A 19,154-nucleotide genomic window follows, 5' to 3' on the forward strand; every position below is an offset into this window, starting at 1 on the left:
CTCCCCGCGTGTTATCCTCTAGGCAACTCGATTTCCTTATGATCACGGGATTCTTTGTACAAAATAATAGTGCTCCCGATGATCTGAACAAGCTCAGAACCTGTCTCCGCGGCCAGTTCTTCCGCAATTTCATGTTTGTCGTCCAAACAGTTGTTCAAAATTTGCACTTTCATCAGCTCACGCTTTTCAATCGCATCGTTGATGTGACGCATAAGATGCTCATTCGTACCGTTTTTGCCTACTTGAAAAACCGGGTCCAAATGATGCGCCATTGAACGCAGATATCTTTTTTGTTTACCTGTTAACATGTATATTTAACCCCTTCGTCGCCACATATGCAATGCAGCATTTCCATAATTTTAATGTACAATCTTACTTACGACAGGCTACTCAGCACAGCCGCTCTCATTTGCTCTACAGCAGGGACAACCCCTGTAAAATACTCAAAAGCCACAGCCCCCTGGTACACGAACATGCCCAAGCCCCCATGTACAGTGCAGCCGCGCTGTTCACGGCTTTCCCGTAAAAGTCTCGTTTCCAGCGGATTGTAGATCAAATCACTCACAATGATTCCCTCCGGAATCAAGCTCGTTTCCAGTGGAAGTTCATCCGATAAAGGGGACATTCCCACCGAGGTTGTGTTAATCAACACATTCACTGTGGCGAGCACGCTCTTGGCATCCTCGTTAGAATAACCCCTCACTGGGATCGCCTCCGTCGTCCACTCTAATGCCAGTTGCTCAGCTTTGTCACGTGTTCGGTTCAAAATAATAACCGATTCCGGTTGCTCCTCCAATAGAGCATGAATTACGCCACGAGCAGCCCCTCCGGCTCCAAGAACAGCAATTCTTGCGCCCTTCAAATCGACAGAAGTCTCTTCTTTGAGGGAACGTACGTAGCCAATTCCGTCCGTGTTATAGCCCTTGAGCCGTCCATTGTCATTCACTATCGTATTGACAGCGCCAATGAGTCTGGCCCCTTCATCAATCTCATCCAGATATTTCATAACCTCGACTTTATGGGGAATCGTCACATTGACTCCGCGGAAATGCATAGCGCAAATCCCCTTCATGGCATCTTCCAGCTGATCCGGTTTGACATGAAGAGGTACAAAATCTCCTTCAATCCCCGCTGCCCGTAAAGCTATTTTATGCATAAGAGGCGATTTGGAGTGCTTGATCGGATCACCCAATACGCCCAATAGTACAAGACCTTGTTCGGTCGCTTCAGACTCCCCGCTGTTCATCGTTGCTCTCCCCCATATTGCAAAATATTAGGCCGCACAAATACATGAATGGCGGCAGGAACCAGTACCTGTTCCTTGCCGCCCTATAACATGGTTACAGCAACGTTATATCAACGCAGGCCGCAAAAGCACACGGACTCCCCGAGGAGCATGAACCGCAACCAGAGCTCCGTTCTCGCTATTCACTCTGATCCATCCCAAACCGGAAATGTAGATGTCCGATGGAGATTTGCGTGGAACGCGGAACTCATGTCTTGTCCATTCCGGCATTTCTGCCAATTGATCGCGTGTTGGCGGAGATAACAATTCCCCGGCATGATCAGCGAACAACTGATCAGCCCGCTCCAGCTTCGTGCGATGTATTTTAAGACCACCGTTAATATAGCAGGTAAATGATTGGTGCTGACCCTCCACAAAATCAAATCGGGCCATACCGCCGAAAAACAATGTTTGTCCGGCATCAAGCTGATACGCAGCAGGCTTCAGCGGCTTGTCCGGCATAATAGCACTCAAGTCCTGACGGGAGACAATCTCACTGAATCGCCAAGGGTATACAATACCCGGAGTATCAATAATGTGCTTGCCGTCGTCGAGCGGAATATTCACCATATCGAGTGTAGTCCCCGGGTAACGGGACGTTGTGAGTTCCTGCTCCATATCGCTATAATCACGAATCAAGCGGTTAATAAGCGTCGATTTACCCACATTTGTCGCTCCGACCACATATACATCGCGGTTACCACGGAGCTCAGATACCACATCCAACAGACGGTCAAAGCCCTGATTTTTCTTAGCTGAGCACAGTACGATTTCTTCTGTGCGTAGTCCTTGCTCCTTCGCTTGCTTTTGTACCCAGTTACGCACCTTGTTCCAATTCGTTACCTTAGGCAGCAAATCGGTCTTGTTCACAGCCAGTATAACCGGATTGGAGCCTACAAAGCGTTGCAAACCGGAAATCAAGCTACCTTCAAAATCAAAAATATCTACAATGTGGATGACGAGCGCATTCTTGTCACCAATTTGACTGAGCAGCTTCAAGAACTCATCTTGATCCACCGTCACTGAAGACGTCTCATTATAGTTTTTGATCCGGAAGCAACGCTGACAGATGACAGGTTCGCGAGTAAGCAATTTTTCAGGAATATATCCCGGAAGCTCCGGGCTAGTGGTCTGCACGGTGATACCGCAACCACTACATTTGACGGCAGTGCCGCCGTCAGGTCTTTCAGTCATTCTTCTTTTCCTCCTCAAGCCATAAGCCTTTCTTACGTAACCTTGTGAGCGCGATTCGCTCCAACCGCCGATTAAATCGGGTCATGACTCCTTCATCATGAATGGATATCGGTAGCACCAACACCGTATGCAATCCCAGTCGGTTACCTCCCAATACGTCCGTCAACATTTGGTCTCCGACCATAATAGTCTCTTCCGGAGTCAGCCCCATCATACGGATGGCTCTACGAAAAGACGAGTTGGAAGGCTTCCGTGCGGCATGTATAAATTCAATGTCCAAAGGCGTAGCAAACACGGATACACGGTCCATATTGTTGTTAGACACGATGACAAGCTTAAAACCCGCCTGTTTGACCTTCTCAAACCAGGCCACCAGCTCGGGAGTCGCATTCGGCGCTTTTGCGCCGACCAGCGTGTTATCCAGATCCGTAATAATGCCGCGATATCCTTGAGCATACAAGCCTTCGAGATCAATATCAAAGACGGTATTCACCCGTAATTTGGGCATCAGCATTTCAAACAACGTCGGTCACCTCAGTTTCATACGACAAACTATACCATATTACTATGGCTTAGTAAAAAGCTATCCGCAACAAACGGACAGCTTTTTCACTAAATATATAGCTAAAGATTAAAATAGACGGCAAATTGAACCAAATCAAAAATAGACTAGTCTTGATCCTTCTGATCCGTCGCAGCTTTTCGTCCAGCCCATCGTTTTATCCATCCTTCTTTGTGTAACAGAGAGGCCTGCTGGCGAACCATATGCCAATCTTCTGCGGTTACGGATGAGGGACTATAACGCGCTTGTTCAAATCGTCCAAGCAGCTGATGTAAAATAGAAGCTTGTTCCGGTACTTCTAGCGACCATCTATCAACTGATTCCCTCAGCGTCTCGTGACTGGCGCGGACAAATCCCTTTCTTCGCATGTACCTTAACCAGTGCTCAGTTTCGACGACCACCTTTTCATCCGGGGTCAGCGGCTTACCTCTGCGTAAACGCAGCAGATAAAAGTGAATGTCTGCCCGATTACGCCAGACGATATAAGCAGCCCACAGCAGCAGAATTGCAGCAGCAGAACCTATGATTACAGGATGAATCTTTGAACCTTCCTCTGGATCAGTCTGCGGGTTCTGCTCAGGCTGTTCTGGTTCAGGCTGATCTTTAACCTCTGGGGCTTCTGGAGTCTTTGAATCCTCCTGTTCCGTAAGCAGCGGCATATCAAAGCCAGGCGTAGCTTCTACAGGAACCCAACCGTATTCACCTAAATATACTTCCGCCCAGGAATGAGCATCCGCATTTGTCACGGAGTAAGAGGACATATTTTCGTCACCTTCGCCCGTTGTTGCATCATCTGAAAACGTCTGCTGACCAGGTGCATACCCTTTAACCCAACGGGCTGGAACCCCAACAGAGCGAGCCATCATGACTAATGAGGTGGAATAATAATCGCAATAGCCCTCCCGAATCTCAAACAGAAAGGCATCCACAAAATCTCTGCTTCTTTTCCGTGAGAGGTCCGGATTGTTCGTATATGCATAATTTTGCTGCAAATACTGCTGTAGTAATCCGACTTTTTCATATGGCGTTTTCGCCGTTGACGTTACGTTCTGAGCCAAATCACGAACCCGCCGTGGTAACTCATCTGGAATTTGTAGATAGGCTTCCTGTTTGTTTTTTCTGTACAACTCATTAAAAGTTTTTGTGCGTAGCTCTTTCTCAGGGATCACAGGGACATGTGATACCAGAGTATACGTTTTAGGATAAGCAGTTCTTCGGGAGGATGGATTCCAAAGCAGTTCCGCCTGTTCCGGGTTCCAACGTAACCCCTCTGCCCGTGAATCTCTGTCCACCGATTGAACACGCTGCACCGAATAGGCGCCAAACAGAACAGGATAGCTCTGGTCATTTTGCATCGTAATGGTCTGAACGACCTGCTCAGTCGAATGCCGCGTTTCTTGTGTGTTTTCAAGCTCTGCGGTCATCGGCACATCATTTAGCGTTTGATCATCGTTTCCCCCGTCACTCCAGCCTGTACCGGAATAGGTTCGTTTCGTTTCCCCCCGCCAATAGCTTCGTTGAGTGGTCGTGATGGTCATGACAGGAGAATAATCAAAATTAAAACCTCCACCCAACCGATTATCCTGGCGACTATACCCTGATGCGGTGTTCATCCGCTGATTCAGTGCCCCAGATCCATTGCTAATCCCGGCGGTGGTTGAGCTATTTCTCTGGGTCCACGCTGTATAGGGATCCGTCAAAGCTGGCTGTACCTCGGGCATATTGACACCAGCCATAATAATGAGCGCAAAAATGACCGCAATATTGGCTGCTATTTTATATGGATAGCGTCGAATATGCTTCCACCCTTGAGGATAATGCTGCCGAAAATACTGCAGATGCTGTGTCACTAGCCAACCCATACCAGCAAAGACGATCCAGGCAACCTCCTCCCACAGCACAGTTGGCGTAAAGGAATCAAGCACTGCCAGCGCGGCGATATTAATACCCACAAAAACAAGAATCCGCTGTTTCGTTGTAACGATGAGCGGCACCATTTCAATAACTAGCCAAGCGATGAGGGAAAACCAAATATAAGGAGACATATTGGATATAAATTGGTCCAGGCGATTGGCTACCCCTCCGAAGGGGATAATGATGGAGTAAGACACCAATGTCCGATACAAAATAAAAAACAGCGCCGCCGCCTTAACAATAAATTCAATCCAAGGACGAAATGGTAGTACAATCTTCACCAGAGCCAGCATTGTAATGGTCATCAGTACAAGTGCTCTCGTCTCTTCCAGCCATAATTCGGAAGCAAAAGAAACCCATTGCATGGCAATAATAATAATCCATAAAAATGTAAAAGCGGGGGCCCAGGAACCCTTTAACGATTGTAACCAGCTCTTCATAGTGTCCCTCCCCCCATTACAGCCGGGAGCTCTTCAAGGCTCTCAACATCGTAGCCCTTGATTCCCCTTGCACGAAGCATGCTCATCCATTCTTCAGCTTCTCCCTCAGCAGAACCTTCTCCGATATAGACATGGCACGGAGTCATCCCTCGGGTATCGGCCCAACGAAGAAGCTCCATCGCCTGATAATCATTCAGCGGACTAATCAGTATAAAATAACAGCCTTGCGGAAACTGGCGCACACTGCTTTCTACAGCGGATTTCAAGCTACCTTGTGAAGTTGTGTGTATGTCTACCAAGTGATGCATCATTCGTTGTCGTTCCATTGTCTGCTCACTTGGCTGAAAGACAGTGCCTTTTTCTCCAGCTGTGCACAATCCAACCCCCATTCGCTCCCGTCCACCATATTCCAGCAATGAAGCGGTAGAGGATACAGCTAGCTCAAACTGTTCGGCGTTTACATAATGCTTCATGTGTACGTCCAGCACAAGCATCGTTTTTGGAACGGTCTCATGCTCGAATTCCTTGGATTTCCAGCTACCTGTACGAGCCGTCGCATTCCAATGGATGCGCGAAAACCGATCTCCATATACATAGTCCCGTACACCGTTAATTTGTGTCGTCTCACGCCGCGTTCGAGTTTGAACGGTCTGCGGTCCAGACATCCTTGAGCGACGGTCATTCATCTGCCAATACGGAATGAATACCGTTCGGGGCAGCACCCGAAATTCACCGCGTGCGTTCAAGCTGCCTTTGTGCTCCAACAGACCGAAGATGTCCTCACTCACACATTCAGTTTCCTCAAAGTGGTAGCTTCCTCGCTCTAAAGCGGGAGTCTGAAATGTAAGCTGACCGCCCCCTTTTAGACTAGGAATGACACTGTCCTCAAACGACCAGGATTCACCTGTATGCCGCTTGAGGACCTCACGGACAATGACATAGGGTAACGGAAGAAAACCAGGAATGCTGAGGCTCAGCTTTACATGCACCTGATCTCCCGCATGCAGCAGTTCTCCAAACTCCGAGCCTTGCGAAAGCTGCCGGGAGCCTTGCACACGGCGAACTCCACTCAGACCAACGATCCATAAATAAACGATTAACAGCGTAACCATAGACAACAGCATGACCGACGTCTTGCCGCCCTGAAACAACAAATATAGCAGGCACACCACCCATATGACCACCAGAAGCCAGATGCGGCCTGACAGCCGGGGAAGCCTGCGCTTCCTTTTGACCATATTCATTCCCTAAGGACGCTCCATTCGTACGGGTACATGAACCTGCCGAAGGACAGCTTGGAGCACGGACTGGGCATTGGAACTGTCCAGACGCGCCTCGGGACGCAGCAACAAACGATGCGTTAGCACATAAGGTGCCAGCGCCTTCACATCATCAGGCAGCACATAGTCACGGTTGTCCAGAAAAGCGTATGCCTTCGCAGCCATTACAAAAGCAAGCGCCGCCCGGGGGCTAGCTCCCAGCAGCACGGATGGATGTTCTCTTGTCGCACGCACGATATCAAGTAAATAGGACGTCACTGCTTCGTCCATATAAATTCCTCTAATTTCCTGCTGGATGTCAGCAACCTGCTCCATATGAGCTACAGCCTCCAGACGGTCTGCTGGCTGGCCTGCCTGATGATGAAGCAGCATGTTTCGCTCCGTCTCCATGTCAGGATAACCCAAGCTGATTTTGAGCATAAAACGATCTAACTGTGCTTCCGGCAGCATATAAGTGCCTTCAAAATCAATCGGATTTTGTGTCGCACACAGCATAAAAGGATGAGGCAACATATGAGTGTCCCCATCCACTGTCACACTGCGTTCCTCCATAACCTCCAGCAGAGCCGACTGGGTTTTCGTCGTCGCTCGGTTAATTTCGTCCGCCAGCAAAATATTAGTCATCACAGGACCCGGACGGAAATAAAAACGCTCGTCCCGTGGATGAAATATGGATACCCCTGTAATATCACTCGGGAGAATATCAGGATTACATTGAACACGGCGGTAATCACCGCGCATGGATTTGGCAAGCGCCTTGATCATTTGCGTTTTCCCCGTACCCGGAACGTCCTCGATCAGAATGTGTCCACCCGCCAGCATAGCCGTAAGCAGTAATTTTATTTCAAAGGATTTACCTAATATACATGATTCCAGATTAGAACGGATTGCAGATACAATCTGCACAGATTCTTGACGTACGGGCATAGCTCTGTAAACCTCCTAGATAGCAACATGTTTCCTATTATTGTACATGAAGGCGGGCACAGAGTACACTTAACCCCCTGCCCGTATTATTCAAACTCCATCCTTCTTTCGATCTTTCATGTGCAGAACAATTAAAAACCCTTCGGTCATTAGATCCGAAGGGCACATGTATATAATCATTTATTTTTATGTCATTTCTAAAGTACGCTGCTTTTATATGCTTCCTTTTGGACGAACAAACAAGCATGCCAGAAAAGAGAAAATAATCGCAGAGGAAATTCCTGCACTTGTCAGACTAAAGATCCCTGTAATGACACCCAACCATCCGTCCTTCTCCAATTCGGTTAATGCGCCGTGTACAAGTGAGTTACCAAAACTGGTAATTGGAATGGTCGCACCCGCCCCTGCAAATTTAATAAGCGGATCGTATATCCCAACAGCATCAGCAATTGCACCTGCAACTACCAACGTACTCATCGTATGTGCCGGCGTCATTTTGAACACATCCATCATCAACTGGCCCACGACACAAATGGCACCACCCACTAAAAAAGCCCATAGAAATATCATACCGTTCCTCCCGCTTCAAAAGCTACAGCATGTGCAACACAAGGAATGCTTTCACCCTGCTGTGTAGTCAAAGGAGATAATAACGCTCCGGTCGCCACGACCAGTACCTTTTGCAGCTCTCCTTTTTCGATCCGCTTCAACAAATGCCCGTAGGTTACAACAGCCGAGCAGCCACAACCACTGCCTCCTGCAATGACTTTCTTTTGCTTATTAATATCGTAAATCAGTAAACCACAATCATTAAATTCCGTCTGATTCATATCGAATCCATCTTTTTTGAGCAGCTCCTTGGCAATCGGTAGCCCCACTGAGGCTAAATCGCCCGTTACAATGAGATCATAGTAACCAGGGTCACGGCCAGTATCTCGAAAATGAGACAACAACGTATCCGCAGCCGCGGGAGCCATGGCTCCCCCCATATTAAAGGGATCTTTAATACCCATGTCCATTACACGTCCAATGGTAGCACAATCCACCACCGTCCCTGACTTGGCATGTCCTACAATTGCGGCGCCTGAGCCGGTAACAGTATACTGAGCCGTAGGGGGCTTCTGTGATCCGTATTCATTAGGATAGCGGAATTGTTTTTCTACAGTACAGTTATGGCTGGTCGTACCCGCCATCACGTAGTCACCGGCCTCTGAGTCCACAATAAGTGCGGCTAAGGCTAAGCTTTCCATTGATGTTGAGCAGGCTCCAAAAACACCCAAATAGGGAATGGCCAGCTTGCTAGCCGAGAAGGAGCTACTGATAATCTGATTCATCAGATCACCACTAATAAAAAACTGCACTTCTTCTTTGTTCAAATTGGCATTAATTAGCGCCAGCTCTGTAGAATGCTCAATCAATCTACGTTCCGCTTTTTCCCACGTTTTCTCGTTGATTTCTATATTGTCATAAATATAATCAAAATCTGTGGATAACGGTCCCTCTCCTTCATCCGGGCCCACAACGGTGGCACTTCCAATGATGCGCGGTCTTGATTCAAACTTCCAGGTTTGTCCTCCCTGTCTTCTCATAAGTGATTGCCTCCCACACCAAGGATGGCATATATAACGCCTACGATAAATGCGGCCACCACCCCGAATACGATAACTGAGCCTGCCAGCTTGAACATATTCGCGCCCACTCCGAGCACCAGTCCCTCAGAACGATATTCCAATGCAGCCGAACACATGGAGTTAGCAAAGCCTGTAATTGGCACAGCGGTTCCCGCGCCCGCCCATTGGGCAACCTTATCGTAAACCCCGATACAGGTTAATATGACCGCCAGCAAGATCATCATGGATGAGGTTGGCGGGGCGGCCTCCTTGGCTGATATGTGCATTCCTGCCATAAAAGCCTCTTGAATCGCCTGTCCAATCACACATATCCCGCCTCCAACCAGAAAAGCGCGCACACAATTGGCAAATACTTTCCTCGAGGGTTCATGCTTTTGTGAAATATTCTGATAGTCCTTCTCATTTATGGACAGCGGCGACGTATTGGTACGAAAACCGCGCTGCCCTGATTTAGCTGGCATCATTCACCACCCCTTGTCTGTAAGTTTTCGCGCTTGGCGGTTCGAATTGCTTGGGTCTTTTTCATTATGAGCTTTTTGGAGAAATGTTATGTCAGGAAAATGATATCGTGGACATTCGATACAAATCCATTCATACTGAATACATGACGACCACTGGTTAATTAATAAGGAGTGAGGTATACATCATGGAATCAAAAACATTGGAATTGTTTAAAACCTTAACGGAGTTTCCTTCCATTCCTGGACATGAGCGTGAGTTGCGGGCATGGGTTAAGGAACGGATATCCGGTTATACCGATGAAATCGTGCAAGATCGATTGGGGAGTCTTTTTGGGGTGCTTCGCGGCCAAGAGAGTGGACCACGAGTAATGGTGGCAGGCCATCTGGATGAAGTCGGTTTTATCGTGAATGGTATTACGGAAAATGGAATGATTCGTTTTCAGCCGGTTGGAGGCTGGTGGAGCCAAGCCATTATGTCACAACGTCTTCAAGTATTAACTCCAAAAGGCCCAGTTATCGGTGTAGTTGGCTCTGTCTCGCCTCATTTGCTGGATGAATCGCAACGCAGCAAACCTATGGACATCAAGCATATGTATCTGGATATCGGCGTAGACAGCAGACAAGAAGCGCAAGATCTGGGGATCTTACCAGGAACGGCCATTGCGCCGATCTGTGATTTCACTCCACTGGCAAATCCTAAAAAAATCATGGCTAAAGCGTGGGATAACCGCTACGGTGTAGGCTTGGCTATTGAACTACTTGAAGCGTTACATAAAGAAAAAGAAAAGCTTCCCAATACATTGTATGCGGGGGCCACTGTTCAAGAGGAAGTGGGACTGCGTGGTGCACGCACAGCGGCCAATCTGATTCAGCCGGATATATTCTTTGCACTGGATTGCAGTGCGGCTAACGATATGGGCGGCGACCCGAATGCTTACGGGCACCTCGGTAAAGGCGCACTGCTGCGGGTATTTGATCCGGGTATGATTACACATCGCGGAATTGTGGAATACGTGCAAGACATGGCGGAAACTCACAAAATCAAGTATCAATATTTCATCTCCACAGGGGGAACCGATGCAGGCCAAGTACACTTGAGCGGAATTGGCGTGCCATCCACCGTCATAGGCATCTGTGGACGATACATCCATACTTCCTCGTCCATTATTCACACTGATGATTATGATGCAGCCAAAGAGCTGATCATCAAGCTGGTTCAAAATCTGGATCGTACAACGCTGAATACCATTATTGAACGAGCCTAAGGTGTAACAGAGAATCGCAATCTATAAAAAAACAGTCAAGACACGTACAACGTGCATTGACTGTTTTTTTAATTTAATAGAAACAAAAGATAGAACATATCAAATCAAATGCTTATAACGAAGCAAAGCAATCACTACAAGTACAGTAGTTAAAGCAACGCAGACGTTTTCTACCTTAGCTCCCTTCCGGGTTCCAGTACTCATCAATTTAAATCGCAGCTTCCATTTAAACGGCGGCAAAGGTTTAATTCCATTATTCGTCAAGGAATCTGCCAGTAAATGCAGCAAGTACGCCATACCTCCAGCCAGCCATATGCTGTCACCGTGCAAACGTGTCGTACCATAAAGCAGCGCAGTCCATGCGACGGTTCCGTATACCGTATGTGTCAACCCCCGATGTGGGACTAGCGTACAAATGATCAGCAGACACCCGGCGATATAATTCCAAGGTGCATATGATTCTCCATACCAGGCTAGGCCGATACCAATTAAAAAGATAATAACCTTGCGCATGGATCGTGAAGGCATAAAAGAAGCACTGATCATCAGCAAAGCCAACACAAGATTCCATGGAGGTGGAGCCAAACGGGTAAAAAATACCCAACCAGCAGCCCCAATCATTAGAAGCTGTACGAGCCTAAGCATTTTGGTTGGTAGCGCTCGGCTCACGAGCATGGAGTTAGGCTCGTCAATATCCGGCAACAGTGAACCGACCACAGCAGCTGCCACGGCAGCCGGGGTCACTTCGTATCCACTTAGAGCTAATACCGACAGGGAGACCCCGGTTCCAATAATCAAATGGGCTCTTCCCATCATGGTGCAAAACATCCTTTCGTTGCAGCATACAACAGAGTTCAACATCACTCCATTTGAATCAGCATGATTCGATTGTATACGACAAACAAAAGGAGAACAATAGTTCGCTTATTCTATTTAAAAGACTTCATTCAAAAGTCCTAGTTTCGTCCCCATTATTAAACCCCTCCTCTGTGCTTACTCTCCAGTCAGCCCTGCCCTCTGTTATAAGGCTACATCTTCCTGACCTTATCGCGGCTGCCCTGCAAACTTTCTGCGAAAAAGAGCACAGTTCAACCATTTCCCAAAAAACAAGACATATGGCCTATGAGTATGTTGACAAACATCTTCAATATTTTCTTTTTGCCTCAAAGTCCTATTGTACAATTTGAAATATTAGGTAATATAGTGTTTATATTTACTATATGAATCTATTAAATGAATAAGGAGGAAATGATTATGCAAAAAAAATCGACGTTCCGAAAGTTCAAAACCATCGGTCTGACATCGTTGCTAAGTCTTGTATTATTCGCCCTTCCCGCTTCAGCTGCTTGGAATGATACATACACGGGGTACGCCACATATACGGGATCAGGTTACTCTGGAGGGGCATTACTGCTTGATCCCATCCCTTCGGATGCCAAAATTACAGCGCTTAACCGCACACAACTGAATTATAACGGAATCAAAGCTGCATTAGCTGGAGCCTATTTGGAAGTTCAAGGTCCCAAAGGGAAAACAACCGTATATGTAACTGATCTTTACCCTGAAGGTCCAAGTGGCGCGCTCGATCTGTCCCCAAACGCGTTCAACCTGATTGGAAATCAAATAGACGGAAAAATCAATATTTCATGGAAAGTTGTCAAAGCTCCGGTTAACGGCAATGTCTCCTACCGCATTAAAGAAGGCAGCAGCCAATGGTGGGCAGCCATTCAAGTACGCAATCATAAATATCCGGTCTTGAAGATGGAAGTCCAACAAAACGGACAATGGCTCAATCTCGAAAAACAGGATTACAACCACTTTCTAGGTACTAACTTAGGAAAACAACCTCTGAAAATACGGATTACGGACATTCGTGGTGTCGTGCTGAACGATACAATCCCAGCTCTAGCGGAAAATGGTACAGGCGGAGCCTATGTCGTTAAAGGTAACGTTCAATTTCCTGACTAATTGTAGTACTGTCATCTTTCCTTCTTTTATTTGAATAGACAAACCCGGCCGGGAACCGACGCAATCCAATGCGTATAAGTGTTCCTGGCCTTTTTACGAAAAAATTATTATTTTTCACAAAGAATCGGTTTGTTCACTGTCCTGTTCACAAGATCACACGTATAATGAATACATAAATAGGGTGTACTTTACAGCTACGTGCACACAGACAGGAGGCCTGTTCATATGAGCAATTTCAAAAAGCATCACAAGCTTCACAGCAAATTGCTGGTCAGCATTACGTTATGTATTACGCTAACGTTGCTGGTATCCACCACTGTGTATTATTTTTACTATATTCGCGTGGAAAAGGAGCAGGCATTCGAGGCTAATCACAACAGCTTGACGTTGAGAAGCAGAGAGGTTATTAACATGACATCTATTGCTCAGTCGTTGGCATTCCAAATGTATCGCAGCAGTACCCTGTCCAAGTTGTTGTATTATCCAAAACCTAATGTATATGATGTAACCGCTGCCATGACCGAATTGAACAATTATCTTAATTCCATGCCGTATATCGAATCCATCTACGTGTTTAACCCTAAAAGCGGCACCTTCTACATTGCGTCCTCACAAGGTCAAAACGGGTTATTCAGCAAACATGAACTAGCTGATACAGATATCATTCGCGTGCTGGATCATTATCAGGACTATAAACCCTTTACGCCTATTCCACGCATGTATCCGCTGCTGTCTGCCTCAGACTCCAGAGCTGAAGTAGAGCAAGCAAGCCCAGATATCGCAGCCTATACGTATTTATGTTATGACGCAATTAACTCGAACGAAGCAATAAATTCGGCTGTGATTGTGAATGTGTCGGCGGCATGGATGAACAAGGAAATGGCGGCGAATCCAATCTCAGGCGGGACCGCTTATATTTTAGACGATCAGGGCAGACTGTTGTCTGGTACAACATTGACAGACGAAACTTTGAACGAAAAAGAACAGCTATGGCTGCACACGAGAGTCAAAAAACAAGAAACAGGCTATTTTGTAGAAGACTTTCATGGTAAAAGATCACTCATTTCCTACACCTCTCCAGATGGACTAGGTTGGCAGTATATTAGTGTCACACCGTATGAAAGCGTTATCAAAATGGCAAGTGTTATTCGTAATGCGATGTTACTGATAGCCGCCATCATTGCATTGGCAGGATTCGTGGCTTCGTGGCTGCTGTCCAAAATGCTGTATACGCCTATTGGCCAAATTGTTGTGCATATGAATTCACTGGAATCAGAGAAACGAAACAGTATGTACACGATCCGGCAAAACATTTTAAAAAATGTGATCCGGGGAATCCGAAATCTTCCTACCGGTGAAGAACCGGAACGATTGCGCGAGCTTGGGATTACGTTCCAGTTTGACAAAGACTACCGCCTTGTGCTGCTGCGCATAGATGAATATACCCGATGGCAAAGCGAACGTGGACCTGATCTGCTACCCTATAAGTTTGCAATCATGAACATTGCTTCTGAAATATGCGGACAGACGTACCAGGTGGAGACCGTTGATATGGATGAGGACAGTGTACTGCTGATGCTTAACATTCTCGATCCCGCAGAACATACAGACACTGTACTGCTAGAAACCTTATTACGCCAAATACGTGAAGCTTGCTTTGAATATTTGAAGCTGAGTGTTTCATTAACTTACAGTGCCATCACGAGTCAACCAGAACGGCTGCATCTGCTGTACCGCCAAGTACAAGACGCATCTATGCACCGATTTTTTCAGGGGCACAGATGCATTATTAATGCGCAAAACACTACAGAGGAGGATATCCAAAATACTTACGTATATCCAGCCGATAAAGAGAAAAAAATGCTAGATATGCTACTGTCTGGTCATACGGAGGATGCACACAGTATGTTCAAAGAATTATTGATGCATATGGAAAAATATCCTTTTTCCTCTGTTCAAGTGGCGATATCCCGGCTCATCATGAGTGTAAATAATGCTGTTCGGCATATCAGTGAGCTCAATGGATTTGCTATAGAATCTAAATCTGAATTACCATCCGCTGATCGGTTAGAGACCGCTGAGAATCTTATTGATCATTATCAATTGGTCTTTGATCATATTCGCTCCAGTCTATCGGAAAAACGAAACACGAAGCAGGAACGACTGGTACGGCAAATTAATGAACGAATGGAGCAAGCCTATACGGATCCCAATTTTTGTCTCAATCAGATTGCGGAAGAACTGGATATGTCGCCGATCTATGTCAGTAGGCTATATAAGCAACAGACCATGTCAACTATCGTGGACGTCATCCAACAACTTCGTATTCGCAAGGCCTGTGAGCTGCTGGAACAGACCGACTGGTCCGTAGCTGACGTAGCAGAACAAACCGGATTTGCGAGTAGCTCTTATTTCCATCGTATGTTCAAACGTAGCTTGGGTGTAACACCGACAGATTTTCGCCGTTCTAAAGCAAATGCGCAATAAGTAAACTGCTCTACACGCCTGCTCCGAGAACGGAACATTGCTCCCAAAAAATAGACTGACATTAAAAAAGCAAGCCTCCAACTTTCTGGAGACTTGCTTTTTTCTTTATCACAATTCTTTATGTTTTATTTAACCCCCTTCTCCTTTACATAGGCTTCCCATTGTTTTGTATATTCGGTTTGAATTTTCTCCAAACCAGCTTGGTTTGCCTTTTGCAAGAAGGTCTGCAAGCCTTGATCTACATTGTCGATCAGTCCAGCTTGGAGCGGATACAGATATTGCTTCTCAACCTGTTCTAGAGCTGCTTTTTCTGCTTGATATGTCGTGTAGTCCTCTGCAAAGCCTGTAAACAGGTCAGGCTTCTGGATTTTATCCAGCTCGGCAAAAATTTTCTTCACACGGTCAAAGCCAGAATCAAACAGCATGTATTCCGGGTTACGCCAAGCCCAACTATTCATACCTTCGCGTGAAAATCCATTAGTACTGCCGCTACCTATCATTTGGTAGTAACCCTCTTTGACTTCGTAGTTTTTGCCTTCAATACCATATTGCGTGAGCAGGTTATAGCGTTTGTCCGTCACCAGCTTTTCATAAAAGGCCAATGCGCGCGCTGGATTCGGGCTGCTTTTTGGAATCGCAAAGCCGTTATGAATCGGATGCACTGGAGTTGCATAACCTGTCGTCAAAGGGAATGGGTAGTACTCGAGCTTCCAGTCCGGGTGAGATGCTTTGAGCTTAATGACCATATCATTAAACCGGGTTGGATTGTCACCGAAAATACTCGCTGCTTTACCAGAAGTCACTTGATCCTGAAGCGTATCTTTTACGTTTAATACGTTTTTGGGAATGAATCCTTTATCGGCCCAGCGTTTGTAAGTGTTCAGCTCTTCTTTTTGTTCATCCGAGCCCCAAAATTTATATACCTCTGTTGGTTTTTCGTATTTAATACCGATACCGTAAGGCAGTGTGCCCACGCTCTTCGTTACTAATTCGGTATATCGATCATGCAGATTTCCCTTAATATCGCTGTTCAGAGATACGGTTTTCATATTTGGCTCATGCTGACGTATCCCATCCATATAAGCCTCATAACTTTTCATATCTGTCGGTTTAGGCAAATTGTACTTCTCACGTAAATCCTCACGCCATACAAAACCGTTTGTGACATATTCTTTATACGTGCCAGGCACGGTATAAATTTTGCCTCCGATTTTAACTCCATCCCACATGTCCTGAGGCACAAATTTTTGCAAGGCAGGTGCAGCCTTAGGCAGCAGATCGTCTAGCGGCAGGAATGCGCCCTTTTTGGCATAGGCCTGATACTGCGTCCAATCTGCAGTGAAGATCAGGTCGATAGGCTGACCCGAAGACAATAACAGCTTATATTTTTGATCCCAGTCTGTCCACGTCGTATAGTTAAATTTGACGGTGGCATTCAGATCTTTTTCCGCCAACTTATTGATCTCTGTCTCAATGGTAGGCAAGTCCTTAGGAGCATCCCCCAGCATATAAAATTGCAGCTGTACTTTCTGGGATTTATCATCCTCTCCATTTGCTTTTTGAGCGCTGTTTCCACTACCTCCTCCACATCCGGCTAATAGCGCCGTGATGACCATTACTGCAATCAGGATGGACATGCGTTGTTTTCTTTTCTTTGTGAATGTCATGTGAATCCTCCCTTTGAAATGGTAGTCTGATTAAATAAAACGCTTACAAAGAGTGCTATTTAGATGGCACAACGTCAGCACGTCATGCCATCACAGTCCTTGAGTGCCACTTTAGCCTTTTACCGCACCAATGGTCAATCCCTTAACAAAATAGCGCTGTACGAACGGGTACAGCAGCAAAATAGGTCCGGTAACCACGATAGCCATTGCCATTTTGGTCGACTCTGTCGGCATATCGTTGGAAAGGGTTACGCCAGTACCTGCACCCATTTGAGCGATAAATTGCATGGAGTTAATTACATTATACAGATAATATTGCAACTGGTATTTATGCGGATCGTTAATAAAGAGTGAGGATGAGAACCAGTCATTCCAGTAAGCCAAGGCCAGAAACAGTCCCACAGTGGCAATACCCGGTGTAGATAAAGGCAACACAATTCGATAGTAAATTTTAAAATCACCCGCACCGTCAATTTTAGCGGACTCGAACAGCTCTTCCGGCATGGAGGAACGAATGAAGTTTTTCATTAAAATGATCAGAAACGGAGTCATCAATCCCGGGAAAATAAGCACTGTATACGTATCAAGCAATCCTAAATACTTCGTCAGCATAATGTACCAAGGTACCAAACCGCCTCCGAACAGCGTCGTAAAGTAAATATAGAATGAAAACGCATTACGGTATTTAAAATCTTTGCGTGCCAGCACATATCCTGCCATCGTCATCAGGAACAGGCCCAACGTCGTACCTACAACCGTGGTAAAAATCGTCACCCCGTATGCCCTTAACACCTCTTCAGGAAAGGTGAACACCGTCCGGTAACCTTCCAGTGAGAATTGCTGTGGTATAAAGTGATATCCATCCCTGATAATCGATTCATTACTGGTCAGTGAAGCCGAAATAATAAGTAGAAACGGGAGTAAACAAGCAATGGAAGCAATAATGATAATCACATAAGAGATAATTTTAAAAATTCGAGTGTATACATCCTCTTTGATCGCCATCCGTTTGGGTCCTCCTTTCTAGAATAAGGCATACTCGTCGTTCAACTTGCGGATGATATAGTTCACGGTCATGATCAGTACAAAGCCGAACAATGATTGGTATACGCCTGCCGCCGAAGCCATCCCCACATCAAAAGTTACTTTCAGCGAACGGTACACATAAGTGTCCAAAATATCCGTCGTATTGTACAGCACCCCATTGTTTCCGATTAACTGATAGAAAAGATCAAATTGTCCTTTCATAATACTACCAAGCGCAAACAACAGCAGCACAACGAATGTCGATTTAAGCATAGGAACGGTAATGTACCAGATTCGTTGAAAAATGTTGGCCCCATCCATTTTAGCTGCCTCATAATATTCGTCACTGATACCTGTAATCGCTGCCAGATAGATCACCATACTGTAGCCGAGATTTTTCCATAAATAGAACAGGATAATCAGGAAAATCCATACCCATGGTTTGTTGTATACATCCACGCGTTCACCACCAAATTGCAGCAGCAGCGTATTCAGGAAACCATTATCATAATTAAATATGTTATACACGATAACACTTAGAATAACGAAAGAAACAAAATAAGGCAGGAACATCACGGATTGAGCGATCTTTTTAAAGTAGCGGCCTCTCAGCTCATTCAGCAAAATAGCGAGAACAATCGCTAGCACGTTACCGAGTAAAATAAACGCTGCATTGTATCCGACCGTATTCAATGTCAGTTTTGTCAGCGTGCCGGATTGCCATAGAAAGCGAAAATTTTGGAGTCCGACGAACTTGGCATCAAACAGGCTGGTATTAAAGTCGAACTGGGTAAATGCATAATAAATACCCACCATAGGAATGTAGGAATTAATGAAGAAAAAAATTAAAGTGGGCAACAACATCAAAAATAATACCCGATTGCGGAACAGTTCATAGAAGAACCCGTGTTTTCTACCCGTTCCCAGCCTCTTACCGTTCAGGCGGGAATCCGTTGTAAGCATTGCAGAATTTTTGGGCATAGGCTGATTCAATGTGAGTCACTCCCCCTCTGTATACGTTACCGACAGCAAAGTTTGTAGCACCGC

The 19,154-nt window shown here is 45.9% G+C and carries 17 protein-coding genes; 3 read left to right on the plus strand and 14 right to left on the minus strand.

The annotated features are described in order from the left end of the window. Window positions 1–11: 11 nt before the first annotated feature. The 10 genes from yhbY to spoVAC form a co-directional block, all read right to left on the minus strand. A complete protein-coding gene (yhbY, locus tag MKY24_RS18105; RefSeq protein ID WP_013311197.1) occupies window positions 12–308 on the minus strand; it encodes a ribosome assembly RNA-binding protein YhbY in 297 nt (98 codons plus the stop codon). 68 nt (window positions 309–376) lie between these two features. After that, complete coding sequence (gene aroE, locus MKY24_RS18110) at window positions 377–1,246, minus strand: shikimate dehydrogenase (RefSeq protein WP_339200547.1); 870 nt, start codon at window positions 1,244–1,246, stop codon at window positions 377–379. A gap of 105 nt (window positions 1,247–1,351) precedes the next feature. After that, on the minus strand, window positions 1,352–2,479 hold the full coding sequence (gene yqeH, locus MKY24_RS18115; RefSeq protein ID WP_023989533.1) for a ribosome biogenesis GTPase YqeH: 1,128 nt from the start codon (window positions 2,477–2,479) through the stop codon (window positions 1,352–1,354). Further along, window positions 2,472–3,002: a YqeG family HAD IIIA-type phosphatase gene (locus MKY24_RS18120; protein ID WP_013311200.1), complete on the minus strand. Its 531-nt coding sequence runs from the start codon at window positions 3,000–3,002 to the stop codon at window positions 2,472–2,474. Before MKY24_RS18120 ends, yqeH begins: the two co-directional genes overlap by 8 nt. Window positions 3,003–3,148: 146 nt before the next feature. Further along, window positions 3,149–5,395: a transglutaminase domain-containing protein gene (locus tag MKY24_RS18125; RefSeq protein WP_053325803.1), complete on the minus strand. Its 2,247-nt coding sequence runs from the start codon at window positions 5,393–5,395 to the stop codon at window positions 3,149–3,151. Next, window positions 5,392–6,639, minus strand: a complete 1,248-nt coding sequence (locus MKY24_RS18130) for a DUF58 domain-containing protein (protein WP_023989535.1) — start codon at window positions 6,637–6,639, stop codon at window positions 5,392–5,394. The genes MKY24_RS18125 and MKY24_RS18130 overlap by 4 nt, the downstream gene beginning before the upstream one ends. A gap of 3 nt (window positions 6,640–6,642) precedes the next feature. Continuing rightward, window positions 6,643–7,602, minus strand: a complete 960-nt coding sequence (locus tag MKY24_RS18135; RefSeq protein WP_028540432.1) for a MoxR family ATPase — start codon at window positions 7,600–7,602, stop codon at window positions 6,643–6,645. A 213-nt stretch (window positions 7,603–7,815) separates the two neighbouring features. Continuing rightward, a complete protein-coding gene (gene spoVAE / locus MKY24_RS18140; RefSeq protein WP_013311204.1) occupies window positions 7,816–8,172 on the minus strand; it encodes a stage V sporulation protein AE in 357 nt (118 codons plus the stop codon). Then, entirely contained in the window at window positions 8,169–9,191 is a 1,023-nt protein-coding gene (gene spoVAD / locus MKY24_RS18145; RefSeq protein ID WP_023989537.1) for a stage V sporulation protein AD, read from the minus strand. The genes spoVAE and spoVAD overlap by 4 nt, the downstream gene beginning before the upstream one ends. Then, window positions 9,188–9,694: a stage V sporulation protein AC gene (gene spoVAC, locus MKY24_RS18150; protein ID WP_023989538.1), complete on the minus strand. Its 507-nt coding sequence runs from the start codon at window positions 9,692–9,694 to the stop codon at window positions 9,188–9,190. The genes spoVAD and spoVAC overlap by 4 nt, the downstream gene beginning before the upstream one ends. Window positions 9,695–9,879: 185 nt before the next feature. On the opposite strand from spoVAC, the gene MKY24_RS18155 reads away from it, so the two are divergent. Further along, a complete protein-coding gene (locus MKY24_RS18155; RefSeq protein ID WP_339200549.1) occupies window positions 9,880–10,959 on the plus strand; it encodes a M42 family metallopeptidase in 1,080 nt (359 codons plus the stop codon). Between the two features lie 99 nt (window positions 10,960–11,058). Here MKY24_RS18155 and MKY24_RS18160 read toward each other — a convergent pair whose 3' ends face one another. Beyond that, the gene (locus MKY24_RS18160; RefSeq protein WP_028540431.1) at window positions 11,059–11,775 is read right to left on the minus strand and encodes a metal-dependent hydrolase; all 717 of its coding nucleotides are present in this window, start codon (window positions 11,773–11,775) and stop codon (window positions 11,059–11,061) included. A gap of 438 nt (window positions 11,776–12,213) precedes the next feature. On the opposite strand from MKY24_RS18160, the gene MKY24_RS18165 reads away from it, so the two are divergent. Together MKY24_RS18165 and MKY24_RS18170 are read left to right on the plus strand one after the other, a co-directional pair. Further along, a complete protein-coding gene (locus MKY24_RS18165; protein ID WP_028540430.1) occupies window positions 12,214–12,927 on the plus strand; it encodes an expansin EXLX1 family cellulose-binding protein in 714 nt (237 codons plus the stop codon). A 225-nt stretch (window positions 12,928–13,152) separates the two neighbouring features. After that, entirely contained in the window at window positions 13,153–15,414 is a 2,262-nt protein-coding gene (locus MKY24_RS18170) for an AraC family transcriptional regulator (protein ID WP_339200551.1), read from the plus strand. Window positions 15,415–15,539: 125 nt separating this feature from the next. Here the strand turns inward: MKY24_RS18170 and MKY24_RS18175 are convergent, their stop codons facing one another. The 3 genes from MKY24_RS18175 to MKY24_RS18185 all read right to left on the minus strand — a co-directional run bounded on the left by MKY24_RS18175 (window position 15,540) and on the right by MKY24_RS18185 (window position 19,100). Further along, window positions 15,540–17,081 (minus strand): extracellular solute-binding protein, encoded by a 1,542-nt coding sequence (locus tag MKY24_RS18175; protein WP_339200552.1) that lies wholly within the window; start codon window positions 17,079–17,081, stop codon window positions 15,540–15,542. 111 nt (window positions 17,082–17,192) lie between these two features. Beyond that, window positions 17,193–18,086 (minus strand): carbohydrate ABC transporter permease, encoded by an 894-nt coding sequence (locus tag MKY24_RS18180; protein ID WP_013311212.1) that lies wholly within the window; start codon window positions 18,084–18,086, stop codon window positions 17,193–17,195. 18 nt (window positions 18,087–18,104) lie between these two features. Continuing rightward, window positions 18,105–19,100, minus strand: a complete 996-nt coding sequence (locus MKY24_RS18185; protein WP_023989544.1) for an ABC transporter permease subunit — start codon at window positions 19,098–19,100, stop codon at window positions 18,105–18,107. Window positions 19,101–19,154 lie beyond the last annotated feature (54 nt).

It is taken from the genome of Paenibacillus sp. FSL P2-0322 (assembly GCF_037975315.1).
In the GTDB taxonomy this organism is placed as follows: domain Bacteria; phylum Bacillota; class Bacilli; order Paenibacillales; family Paenibacillaceae; genus Paenibacillus; species Paenibacillus polymyxa_B.